Genomic DNA, 13,149 nt, shown 5'->3' with positions numbered 1-13,149 from the left:
TTGTTTTAAAACTGTTTTAACGTTCTAATAACAAACAGAATGCCATTTCCAAACCGGATTAGCTGACTGATGTATGAAAAGGTAGTATGGGTTAAGCTTTCAGGTACTTGTTCGGATGCTTGTTCACGATGTCAATATAAGCCGGATCAGAGGCACCCATCTGTTTAAAATTATCTCTTCCCTGTTGCAGGGTTAAGTGATTAACAGAACTATACTTAGCCGGATCATCATTGCCATCATCTTCCCAATAACAATTAGGACATACATCATAACCAGCAGATTCTTCTACAGTACGATATCCACAACAAGGGCAGGGTTCATAGATCAGTGGCTCACCCTCAATCTCTATATCATGATGATATAACTCTTTGAGATCTTCTTCTATATATTCATTGGTAACGTTGAGTAATCCTGACCTAAGATAATCAATGATATCATGATTATATTCAGGACCATCCACATGTGCATCTTCGATTTCTTCATCTGCTTTATCTGATTCAATTAATATTTCTGCGACGATGTCCTTTCTTTTTTCAGGATGCATAGTGAGGAGCTTTTGCCAGGCTAGTAAAGTCATGGCATCTTCGCGGCTGATAATAATTTGATCGGGCATAACAACTATTTTTTTTTAAACGTGGGAACAGAACGAATGTAATGGATAATTATGTCCATGGGTATTGCAGGGTTACATAAATTATTATTGTATATACATGTTATTACACTTCAATCCATTTTTCTAATTCCTTATAAATATTATTGATAGCCAGGAGTAAACGGGGTCCCCTGGTGGCCAGCATTTCCTTATCACCGTCTTTCCAGAGAAAATAGTCCGCAGCGGCATCGAAGAATTCCCGGACCGTGGAGCTTCCCAGGGTCAGGGCATACATTGCTTCATCATCGATCTGGTCCACAAAATCTTCAACAAAGGTGATGGTATTGAACAATTCGTAGTAATCATCAATATCGTCCTTCGCAGTCAGCATAAAATCCAGGTCGATTTCTGAGTCCACTTCGGAACGCTCATCCAGCCCTTTGGCCCATTCCTTCAGATTGTCCGCATCCCACAGATGATCCGCCTGCGCTATGTAGGCAGCCAGTTCCGTTTTGGTGGGGAAAAAGCGCCACTTATCCTGCTCTGTGAGTAATACCTTACTACTATTGATATTCACATCGATAACGGTGAAATCCATGCCATGAACCGTAAAATAAGTCTGTCCCTTGTAGTTAATAGCAATCAAAAATTTACGCAGATGCTGTGAATGTTCGTCAAACATTGGTATTTGCTGATTAAGGCATAGCAAAGGAAGGGAATTCCCCTCATAAACTGTCTATATATTTCACCACAACACAACACTCATTATCAGCACATTACATTCATTTCGGGCACTTTATTTCTATATTTCCCATGCACTAATTGCCGGATCTCCCCTACTATCCTTTCTTTGAATTCCTCTAAATACCCTATCAAAGATGAGAAAAACCGGTTCCCTTTTGACGATGGTCCTGTTAGCACACCATCTGTCATTTGCCCAAAGTGATGGGCTTCCACGAGGCGCTTACCAGCTGCCTTATACCCGTTATGAAGCTGACAATGGCACACTGAGTGGCGGTGCTGCTGTCCAATCCTCTCCGCAGTTTGTGCAAACAGACATTGCTTCGGAAGCTTCCGACCAAAAGTACGTAAGCCTGTCTGCAAACAATGCCAGTATTGAATGGACACTCACTGCCGCCGCACAGGGTGTGGATCTTCGCTTCACTATGCCGGACGACAACACCGGCAATGGTCTCAGTGGCTCACTGGGGCTCTATGTAAATGGTACGAAGGTGAAGGACATTGCCCTCTCCTCCTACTGGGCGTACCAGTACTTTCCCGCAGCCGATCCGGTGCAGACACCGGGCGGCAAGACCTTTATGCGCTTTGATGAAGTGCACTTCAAACTGACGAATGCACTGAATGCAGGCGACAAGATCATGGTCAAAAAAGACAATGGCGACGGGCTCACGTATGGCGTCGATTTTATCGAACTCGAACCTGTACCGCCTGCTTTGTCTCAACCCGCCAACTACCTGTCTGTAACGGATTATGGCGCGGTGGCGAATGACCAGAATGATGACTTTGCGGCGTTTAATGCATGTATTGCCGCAGCCGTATCACAGGGAAAAAACGTGTACATCCCTGCAGGTCAGTTCTTATTGAGCGATAAGCTCACGCTGAATGTAAGCAACCTGAAAATACTGGGTGCAGGCGTTTGGTATACAGAAGTGTATTTCTCTACAGACAAACAATTCTACGGCGGGATCTATGCCCGCGCCAGCAATGTAGAAATTTCCAACTTCAGTTTGAACACGCAGAACAATGACCGCCTCGTATACAATGAAACCAATCCACGCCTGCCCGGTGAAATGTACAAAACGTACAAGGGATTTATGGGTACGTATGGTACAGGTTCACGTGTACATGATGTATGGGTGGAACACTTTGAATGCGGCTTCTGGATTGCAGGATATGATGCTCCCTACCCGGTGGATATTACCACGGACTTACAGATTACAAAATGCCGGATCCGCAACAACTATGCAGATGGTGTCAATTTCTGCCAGGGTACTTCCAATTCTATTGTAGAGCAGTGTAGCCTGCGCAACAATGGAGACGATGCACTGGCCGTATGGCCCAATAATGCAACGGGTGTGACCACTACCTGTAAGAATGACATCTTCCGCTATAATACAGTAGAAGATAACTGGCGTGCAGGTAGTGCAGCCCTCTTTGGAGGCACGGGTCATGAAATTCATCACAATTTGTTTAAAGACGGTGTGGCTGGTTCTGCGATCCGGTTTACAAACGATTTTCCCGGGTTTACTTTTGAGTATCCCGGTGATGTGATCAAGGTGTATGAGAATACGATCACCGGTTGTGGTACCAGTTATGATCTGTGGAATCAGAAACGGGGTGCGATTGAGTTTTACGCAGGCACAGGTGTTTTCAATTTACAGTTTGACAACAATACCATCCTTCGTTCGCAACGTGATGCCATACAAATTTATGGTACGAACATTCATCACCTTGTATTCAACAACACCAATATTGATGGCACAGGCCTCGACCCTGTAACACGCGATCAGGCAGCGGATATATATGGAGGTTTCGGTCTGTATGTACAGGCAGGTAGCCAGACAGCCACCTTCAATAACCTGACGGTCACGAATGCGGAATCAGGAGCTTATATCAACAAAAACACGAGCTTTCAACTCATCATTCAGAACATCAATATTCCGGTTACCGCAGTAGCGATAAAACCAGCGCATGATACCACTCTCACTACCGGGCAATCATTGCAATTATCAGCGGACATTACTCCTGTAGATGCAACGAATAAAGTAGTCACCTGGGGCAGCTCTGATAGTACGATAGCAAAGGTAGACGCTACCGGCAAGGTTACCGCTGTGGGGTATGGCACAGCTACTATCACCGTCACAACTACAGGCGGCAGCTTTACCGCTACGCGGAAGATCACGATCCTGCCAGGCATCAATATCGTAGCTACGCAGCCAAATGCAGCAGAAGGCGGCAGTACAGGCGTGTTCACCATCAGCACCGTGGCATTGTCTAAAACGATCGCAGTTAAATACAGTGTAAGTGGTACTGCCAGTGCGGCTGACTATACACCTACGCTGAGTGGCAGTGTTACTTTGACACCCACAGCCCCATCTGCCACCATTACGATCACCCCTGTAGATGACAATATTTTTGAAGGACCAGAGACGTTGAAATTAACGTTGTTAAAAGACACTACTTATAATTTAGGAGGTGATACCGTAGCCATCGTGGCAATTGCAGATAATGAAAACCCACCTTGTGTGGCACCGGTAATTGCATTATTAGCAGATAGTTTGCGTGCGCCTTCAAAAAGCATCAGCAATGTGGTATTAGGTAGTTTACCAACTGATTATTCCGGTTCATGGAAAGCACTGTATGACAATACAAACCTCTACCTGAAGATCAATATGAATGACGCCACTAAGGTCAATGACTCTGGTGATAGCTGGTGGGAGGATGATGCCGTAGAAATATTCATCGATGGAGATAATAGTAAAGGCACTGCCTACGATGGTATAAATGATTTTCAGTTAGGCTTCCGTTGGAATGATCCCACCATTCATGTAGGCAGTAATTCTGTGAACCGCACTACAGGTATTACCTTCAAACAAACTGCCACCAGCATGGATATTACAATTCCATGGGCCACAATTGGCGTGACGCCTGCCATCGGTAAAACGATTGGATTGGATATACAAATTGACGATGATGATAATGGTGGTACACGCGATGCACAGATGACCACCTTTGCTACGAATACCACCGCATTCCAGCATCCAGCTGTATTTGGTACCGTTTATCTGACTACCTGCAACAATGCCATCTTTGCAAACGCAGGACCAGATCAGTCACTGGCTGCCGGCACGACAAGTACTACCCTATCCGGTAGTGGTTCCAGTGGTGTGACCTATACATGGTCGCAGGTAAGTGGTCCGGCAAGCACTATCAGCAATACTGCGGTTGCAGCACCTGGTGTAACAGGTTTAAGCAATGGCAATATCTATGTATACCAGCTGAGCGTCAGCAATGGTACACTCACCGCCACCGATCAGGTGGTGATCACAGTAGCCAATACGACTGCTGGTGTAATTGTCAACCAGGGTACGCCAGTGATAGACGGTGTTTTGGAAAGTACCTGGAACCTGTCTCAGACTATTTCAAAGACAACGGTGGGCAGTGTAAATAATACTGCCACCTTTGGCCTGCTGTGGGATGCCACGAACCTTTATGTGGGTGTAAAAGTACTGGATGCTGCACTGTATAATGATACGCCTGACGCGTGGGATAATGATGCGGCAGAGGTGTTTATTAATGTTAATAATACAGTACGGCAGTTTATTAAAACTTATAACAGTAGTAATACGGCGATTATCAATGGCGGTTATAGTGTAGAGTTTGCGATTCCCTGGTCACAACTGGGTATCACACCTACATCAGGGATGGCGATTGGATTTGATGCAGGGTATGATGATGATGACAATGGTGGTGCACGTGATGGACAGGCAGTGTGGTATGGGACAGTGGATGATTACCAGAGTACGGCCAATTATGGAACGATCGTATTGAACGGATCTTCATCTAAATCATTGCAGCTTTCTGTACAACCCAATCCCGCTATCAATGGTCAAACAAAATTAACCACATCCGGCCCTGGCTACATCGTTATCTACGACATGAGCGGCAAACAGGTATACGGCGCAAAAGCACAACCTACATTAAATTTACAACTACAACACCTACCCAAAGGTATGTACATTGTAAAATATGTAAACGGAGAAATGATTCAGACAAAATCGCTGTTACTGCAATAATAAAAGACTACCTGACGCTACCAGGTAAGGGGATAAAAAAATGGGGCTGTTCCGAAAAATCGGTAACTTTAAGTGACTTTGTAAACATGGCTCAGAGATTTTGTAATTAAAGTTACATTTCATCTCGAAGCCATGTTGCCTTTTTCAAACATAAGAACTCAAAACTTCGAGACAGCCCCATTTTATTCGGGTACCTGATGGAGAGAATTTTCGTGCATGCAATTCTCAGAGCCTTCCGGCAACTTCCCTCTTTTTATTCATGTAACCAGTTAATCCCTGAAGTAATTCTGAGAAGGTTTATTTATTTTTGATACAACTACTTTTTATCTAACCTGATTATTAAGCCCTCATCTCCATCCAGACTAATTGTATCACTCAATTGAATTCCAGCAGATTCCGGTATTGTAGATATTTCCACCTTACCGGAAAAACTAAAATTAGGTGGTCTGAAATAACAAGGCAAATGTGTCAGGTTTAATACAATTAAAAACGTATCAGCATCTGCTGCTTCTCTTATATATGCCAGCATCTGGTTATCCGCAAACACAGGTACATACCTCCCTGCTGCCAATGCCGGTTCATTGGCTCTCAATGTGATCAACTGCCTGTGCAATGTCAGCATAGAATAAACATCATGCTGCTGCATCTCTACATTATCCCGGTGGAAGATCTTCGATAATCTTAACCAGGGTTTGCCTGTCGTAAATCCTGCATGAAGGGAATTATCCCACTGCATCGGCGTTCGCGATGGATCTCTGCTCAGGTTCTTATCTGGCATATTCAATCCCTGCGGATCTACGACTTCATTAATTGGTATCGCTACGTTGCGCATCGCTATTTCATCACCATAATAGATCGTAGGCGTACCACGCAATGTCAGTAATAGCATTGCAGCTACCCGCGCCTGCTGTGTTCCTACCCTACTCGCTATCCTGTGCTGATCATGGTTGCTCAACACCCAGTTTGGCCAGCCATTTTCAGGCAAGGCCCCTTCGTACTGATCGATGGCCGAAGCGATCTGCAACGCCTGCCAGGGCAATGTAAGTAACTGAAAATTAAATGGCAGATGCGCCCCGTTATTATCACTGCCATAATAAGTGACTAACTGATGTATGGGTAAATATATTTCGCCGATCATCACCCGATCATCATCGATCTCTTCCATCACCGACCGCATCTGGTGTACCAGTTCGTGTACTTCCGGCTGATCTGTAGAATACACGGGTAATAACTGCGAGTAGGTACTCATATGCGGTTCATAATTTGGATCAATCGGATTGTTACGGAACTGTGCATCCTTGATCATGTGCCACATCACATCTACCCTGAATCCATCTACCCCTTTCTTCAGCCAGAACCGCATCACATCAAACATCGCCTGTTGCACTTCGGGATTGCGCCAGTTCAGATCAGGCTGTTCCTTTAAGAATGCATGATAATAATACTGCTGGGTAGTATGATCCCACTCCCACCCAATGCCGCCAAACATACTCAGCCAGTTGTTCGGTGCGCTGCCATCTGGCTGTGGGTCATGCCATATGTACCAGTCACGTTTCGGATTATCCCTGCTGGAACGGGATTCCAGGAACCAGGGATGTTGGTCTGACGTATGATTCGGTACCAGGTCCAGCAGTAACTTCATGCCTCGCTTGTGTACTTCTTCCAGTAAGTTATCGAAGTCTGCCATGTTGCCAAACAATGGATGAATGCCTGTATAATCGGAAATATCATATCCAAAATCCGCCATCGGAGAAGGATAAATGGGCGAAAGCCATACTGCGTTTATACCCAGCCACTGCAGGTAATCCAGTCTTTGCAGAATACCTTTCAGATCACCGACTCCATCGCCATTGCTATCCTGATAACTACGGGGATATACCTGGTAGATAATACCTGTCTGCCACCATTTTTTGTCCATAATGTCCGATTTTAGGTTCTCATCATCGGAACAACATTTCTGCCAAACTATAACACGGCATAATCTTTTCTTATAGTCCTGCATAAGTTTGCCGCGATATGAAAAACACAGGGGCTTTTTACAAGCCTGATAATACATGTACTTTTTGCGTATGGGCACCGGAAAAAGAGCAGGTCACACTTCATCTTATCACCCCGGATGACAGGTCCATGGCAATGACCAAAGACGCGGAAGGATATTTTACTATTACGGTAGAAAATGTTCCTCCCGGCGCAACCTACTATTATAATATCGATGATAAAGATCTCCCCGACCCCGCTTCCGGCTGGCAACCGCAGGACATCTTTGGCCCATCGGCTGTAGTGGATCACGATGCGTACCAGTGGCAGGATCTGCAATGGCATGGCTTGCCTTTTAAGGACCTGATTTTATATGAATTGCATGTAGGCACCTTTTCTCCGGAAGGGACCTTTGAAGGGATCATTCCTTACCTGGACGACCTGAAAGAGACCGGCATCAATGCACTGGAACTAATGCCCGTGTGCCAGTTTCCCGGTGAGCGGAACTGGGGGTATGATGGGGTGTACCAGTATGCCGTGCATCACTCTTATGGCGGACCGGAAGGGCTGAAAAAATTAGTGGATGCCTGTCATCAAAGAGGTATGGCGGTGTTGTTGGATGTGGTGTATAATCACCTGGGTGGGGAAGGCAACTATTTTGACCATTTTGGGCCTCATTTTTCGGAGATCTATGCTATTCCCTGGGGTAGTGCTATAAATTTTGATGGGGCTAATTCTGACGGTCCTAAGGGCTATTTTGCGAATAATGTGATCCATTGGTTTCAGCAATATCACATTGATGGTTTAAGACTGGATGCGGTGCATTGTATTTTTGATAATAGTGCGGTCACGTTGTGGGAGGTGATCCATGATAAGGTAAAAGAATTAGAAGCTACTACCGGCCGGAAATACTACCTCATCGGCGAGAGCGATCTGAATTCACCAAATATAATGAAAAGCCCCAGCGATGGAGGTATGGGATTAGATGCCCAGTGGCTGGACGACTTTCATCATATATTGTATGTGCTATTGGACAAAGCAGGACAATCCCGGTATGCGGATTTTAATAAATTAGAACAATTAGCAAAGGCATATAAAGATGGCTTCGTGCATACAGGAGAATATGTGCAGTTTAGGAAACGGCGGTATGGACGTAGCTCTGCAGGTATTTCAGGAGAACATTTTGTAGTGTTTAACCAGAATCATGACCAGATCGGGAATAGAGTGAAAGGAGAAAGATTATCTGTACTCATTGATCAGGCAAGATTGAAAGTAGCGGCGGCAGCGATCTTTTTATCACCATATGTTCCCATGTTGTTTATGGGGGAGGAATACGGAGAGGATAATCCGTTTTTCTTTTTTGTAAGTTATAAGGAAGAGGAACATATTAAAGGAATCCAGGAAGGACGGAAAAAAGAATTTGAGTCTTTTTTGAAGGAGGGCGAGATGTTTCCTGATCCACAATCTGAGGAAACGTTTATTCAGTCAAAGCTGGATTGGGGAAAAAGGAAGCAGGGGAAATATAAAGAGCTATTAGAATGGCATAAGAAATTGATACAATTAAGAAGGGATAATGAGATATTGCAGAATACCAGTAAGGATGACTTGTTTGTGCAGCTGATAGGAGAAAAAGGGTATGTATTGCATCGGCAGAGTAGGAATGGGATGGAGCATTTGTTATGCTTATTCAATCTTTCGGATGATATCTTAGAATATGAAATGCCTACATTCAAAGATGAATGGATTAAAATATTAGACTCGGGGAATCATGAAAATTCCCTGAAGGCAAATAAAAAATGCGCCTTACAACCCACGAGTATTGTGATTTATGGATAGCCCCCAAATGGCTAATAACCAAACTAAAAAGCTTTTGCCTACGGCAAAAGCTTTTTAGTTTGGTTATTAGCTGAATTTTGTAAGCTGGCTGCAGGCCAGCTTACAAAATTCAGCTAATAAAGCCTATTCAATTTCCTTAAAATAACTCTCCCTGTGGATTCCCATTCCCCTCATCCGGCTCCTCTTCCTCACTCGCCAGTTCCGCACTGATCAAATCATCTCCCGCAATCCTCGTACCTACCGTCTTCCACCCGGTCACCTCCACAAATTCCGCCAGGTCTATCTCCTCTTCCTCCGGACTCCGCTTCTTACCTGTTTTAAGTAATATCACCGGCTCTGAATGCGTAGTGATCATCTCCAGATAATTTCCCTGACCTTCCTTTATAAACAGGAACTTATTATTCAGCGTCTGCGTTTCAATCTTAAACCGCTTCGCATTAAACTGCTTCTTATCCGCATCAAAGTAAATCGCTGACACAATCTTATCAGGATTGAACTTCTCTATATACACCAGTTCATTCGGATCATACCTGTTCGTCAACTCAAAATTCGTCAACTCATATGTACCATTCTTAAACGCCACAAACACCTTATCTTCCCCTTCAAATGAACCAATATACACCCCTCTCTCCTCTGTATTCAATCTGCCTACCTGGTCATCATACCAGAGCTTCTGCCCTGCTAATGTAGACACACCGGCTTCTTTGAACTTCACTGTACGGATCGGGTACTTCGTCACCTGGTTACCCATTGAGTTACGCCCCTTTATCGCAATCGTCTCAAAGAACAGGTCAAACTCCTTGTTCCTTGCTGCACAGTTCGGGCTCAGACGGATGCTCACCACTTCTGCTTCTCCATTTGGATTCGCAGTAAAGTAATGCACCTTGGAATTCTTCTCACCCTTCGTAGTCAGGTCGTATTCTTTATTCAAAGTAATACCTGTCACATTAAAGCGCTTCGCATAACTGATACCCGACTTACCATCCACATAAATCATGTTGTAAGTAGTACGCTCGTCGCCCTTACGGAAGATATCGATATGAATGATATCCTTCCCTACAAAGGTTTTATCTGCTACCTTGGTCACCAGCATCTTACCATCCTTACGGAAAATAATGAGGTTGTCAAGGTCAGAACAATCTGCTATAAATTCGTCCTTTTTAAGCGATGTACCCACGAAACCTTCTGCACGATTCACATAGATCTTGGTATTCGCCATCGCCACCTGCTGTACCTGGATGGTATCGAAGGTTTTGATCTCGGTGATTCGCTCACGGCCTTTACCATACTTCTTCAGCAGACCTTCGTAGTAAGATACGGTGAAGTCTGTCAGGTTCGCCAGGTCATGTTTTACCTGTTTGATATCGGCATCGATCGCTTTAATCTGTTCATTCAGTTCATTGATATCGAGACGGTAAATACGGCGTACCGGCTTCTCAGTCAGTTTCACGATATCTTCCCGCGTGATATCCCTTTTCAGGTTCTTTTTATAAGGAACAAATCGCTTGTCGATCGCTGCGATCACGGCATCCCAGTCCTTATGCTTCTCTTCCAGCTCCTTGTAGATCTGCTTTTCGAAGAAGATCTTTTCCAGGGAGGTGTAGTGCCATTTCTCCTGCAACTCCGCCAGCCTGATTTCCAGCTCACGTTTCAGCAGGTCTTTGGTAAACTCCGCAGAATATCTTAAAAGTTCTGATACGGTGATAAAGCGGGGTTTATCGTCTACGATCACGCAGGCATTGGGAGAAATAGAGATCTCACAATCCGTGAACGCATACAGCGCATCGATAGTGATATCAGGAGAAATACCCGGTGCCAGCTGTACCTCGATTTCAACATCCTTCGCGGTATTATCTACCACTTTCTTGATCTTGATTTTGCCGGTATCGTTCGCCTTTACGATGGATTCCATCAGGGCGGTTGTGGTCACCCCATAAGGAACGTCCTTGATGAGGAGGGTCTTCTTATCTTTCTCTTCTATATGCGCACGTACGCGTACCTTACCACCACGTTTACCGTCGTTGTAGTTCGCCACGTCGATCATACCGCCGGTGATGAAGTCGGGGTACAGATCGAACTTTCTGCCACGCAGGTATTTTATAGAAGCATCAATCAGTTCGTTGAAGTTGTGCGGCAGTATCTTGGTAGACAAGCCCACAGCGATACCTTCCGCTCCCTGTGCCAGCAGCATCGGGAACTTCATAGGTAGTGCCAGCGGTTCGTTTTTACGGCCGTCATAACTTACCTGCCATGCGGTTGTTTTGGGATTGAAGGCTACATCCAGTGCAAATTTGGATAAACGCGCCTCGATGTAACGGGGTGCCGCTGCATCGTCGCCGGTGCGCACATCGCCCCAGTTACCCTGTGTTTCGATCAACAGGTCTTTCTGCCCCATGTTCACAATGGCATCTCCAATAGAAGCATCACCATGTGGGTGAAACTGCATGGTAGTACCGATGATGTTCGCCACTTTGTTGAAGCGTCCGTCATCCAGTTCCTTCATAGCATGAAGAATACGACGTTGTACTGGCTTTAATCCATCTTCCACGCTGGGTACAGCACGCTCCAATATTACATACGAAGCGTAATCCAGGAACCAGCTTTCATACATTCCCCCGATGTGGGTGATGTTATGTAAGGATTCGTCCGTTGGTTGTGTATTATCGATGTCGCTCATAATCTATTTGTTGATCATCTTTTCAAATTCATCTCTCCATATCCGCACGGAATCTTTGCGCACATCATCCATGGAGTTCATTTCGATAAAGCAGCAGTCGGTATCGGCCACCAACTGATGCCATACCAGGATAGGCACTTCTATTCTGGCGGGTGCAATAGCCCTGATGGTCTGAATACTGTTGCCACCTAATGGACACCAGTGAATGCTGGCTTCTCCGGTCAGGAGGTACAATATTTCAGGATTCTTGTGGGCGCTTTTGCCTTCATGATAATGTTGTCCGCTGCTGCTGCCAGCTTTGCGATAGCAAAGGATCATTTCGCCTGTACGGTCACTGGACCATACGTGGTTACTCCCTCTCTCGTCGGCACCGACCAGTGCTACCGGCGTTACTTTGATCATGATTATACCAGTTTAACTTCGAAGTCTTTGCTTGTTTTCAGTTCGCCTTTGCTTTCCAGTTTTCCCTGTTTCACCAGTTCTTTCACTCGCCAGCCCAGGTATTGGTCCATGACAGGATATTTCATTTTTCCAGTTACCTGGTTGATGACTTTATTCGCTTTCTGGAACTCTGCATTACTTGCCGCCAGCAGGTCTTTATCATAAAAAGATGCTGGTTCCCCTCTCAGTTTCTTGCCCCCTTCCAGCAGCCGGATGCCCGCGTTCTCGTTCATCAGGCGGCTCCATTCATCACCATCCAGTTCAAACTCGGCCAGGGAAATAGCCCTTGCCAGTTTCTTTGCTTTCAGGAATTCCTTCGGGAGGATCTGATGCAGGTGGGTGGGATAGAATACGCCTCCCTTTTCATTCAGGAAAGGCAGGTTATTGAGATAGATGATGAAGATACGGCCAGCAAAATCGTACAACTGGCTCACCAGCCAGAAATAGCCGCTTACATCGCGGGCATTCTGTCCGGCCCAGATCCATACCTGTAGTTCAGGATCCGCTTTAAGTCGGGCTTTCAGTTCTTTGAACTTTTCCGGGTCAGGACTGGTTTCTTCTACAGGTTGCTCCTCAGGCTCACCCTCAATCAATAAAGGCGCGGCAGGTGCCTCTACCCCGGCTAGCTGGTTCCACCATTGACGGCGACCAGCCTGTCCATCTTTTGTATCAATTATGAACAGGGGGCCGATGGACAGGTCATCCTCAAAATGCAGGATGTCTCCCTTCAGCTGCTCATCCAGTTCGAACGCACCTTGTATCGGAGCTACGGATGATTCACCAAATACGATATGCACAGTTTCCATTCA

8 protein-coding genes are annotated in these 13,149 nt (G+C 45.3%); 2 read left to right on the top strand and 6 right to left on the bottom strand.

Annotation, left to right across the window (positions count from 1 at the left end):
- Window positions 1–91: 91 nt before the first annotated feature.
- Window positions 92–613 carry a CPCC family cysteine-rich protein gene (locus SIO70_RS17780; protein WP_320572838.1) on the bottom strand — a complete coding sequence of 174 codons (522 nt, stop codon included), beginning with the start codon at window positions 611–613 and terminating at the stop codon, window positions 92–94.
- A 103-nt stretch (window positions 614–716) separates the two neighbouring features.
- Window positions 717–1,274 carry a hypothetical protein gene (locus SIO70_RS17775; RefSeq protein WP_320572837.1) on the bottom strand — a complete coding sequence of 186 codons (558 nt, stop codon included), beginning with the start codon at window positions 1,272–1,274 and terminating at the stop codon, window positions 717–719.
- A gap of 196 nt (window positions 1,275–1,470) precedes the next feature.
- On the opposite strand from SIO70_RS17775, the gene SIO70_RS17770 reads away from it, so the two are divergent.
- A complete protein-coding gene (locus SIO70_RS17770) occupies window positions 1,471–5,409 on the top strand; it encodes a sugar-binding protein (protein ID WP_320572836.1) in 3,939 nt (1,312 codons plus the stop codon).
- Window positions 5,410–5,725: 316 nt separating this feature from the next.
- On the opposite strand, the gene SIO70_RS17765 is transcribed toward SIO70_RS17770, so the two are convergent.
- The gene (locus tag SIO70_RS17765; protein ID WP_320572835.1) at window positions 5,726–7,327 is read right to left on the bottom strand and encodes an alpha-amylase family glycosyl hydrolase; all 1,602 of its coding nucleotides are present in this window, start codon (window positions 7,325–7,327) and stop codon (window positions 5,726–5,728) included.
- A 98-nt stretch (window positions 7,328–7,425) separates the two neighbouring features.
- Between SIO70_RS17765 and treZ the strand changes: the two genes are divergently transcribed.
- Complete coding sequence (treZ, locus tag SIO70_RS17760) at window positions 7,426–9,222, top strand: malto-oligosyltrehalose trehalohydrolase (RefSeq protein ID WP_320572834.1); 1,797 nt, start codon at window positions 7,426–7,428, stop codon at window positions 9,220–9,222.
- A gap of 136 nt (window positions 9,223–9,358) precedes the next feature.
- Here treZ and SIO70_RS17755 read toward each other — a convergent pair whose 3' ends face one another.
- Genes SIO70_RS17755 through SIO70_RS17745 form a run of 3 tightly spaced genes read right to left on the bottom strand, consistent with a single transcriptional unit; the run spans window position 9,359 to window position 13,146 of the window.
- Entirely contained in the window at window positions 9,359–11,899 is a 2,541-nt protein-coding gene (locus SIO70_RS17755; protein ID WP_320572833.1) for a DNA gyrase/topoisomerase IV subunit A, read from the bottom strand.
- A 3-nt stretch (window positions 11,900–11,902) separates the two neighbouring features.
- On the bottom strand, window positions 11,903–12,301 hold the full coding sequence (locus SIO70_RS17750) for a hypothetical protein (RefSeq protein ID WP_320572832.1): 399 nt from the start codon (window positions 12,299–12,301) through the stop codon (window positions 11,903–11,905).
- A 2-nt stretch (window positions 12,302–12,303) separates the two neighbouring features.
- Window positions 12,304–13,146, bottom strand: a complete 843-nt coding sequence (locus SIO70_RS17745) for a DUF1835 domain-containing protein (protein WP_320572828.1) — start codon at window positions 13,144–13,146, stop codon at window positions 12,304–12,306.
- Window positions 13,147–13,149: the final 3 nt, after the last annotated feature.

The sequence above is a fragment of the Chitinophaga sancti genome (assembly GCF_034087045.1).
Taxonomy (GTDB): Bacteria; Bacteroidota; Bacteroidia; order Chitinophagales; family Chitinophagaceae; genus Chitinophaga; species Chitinophaga sancti_B.
This window is presented reverse-complemented; position numbering and strand designations above follow the sequence as displayed.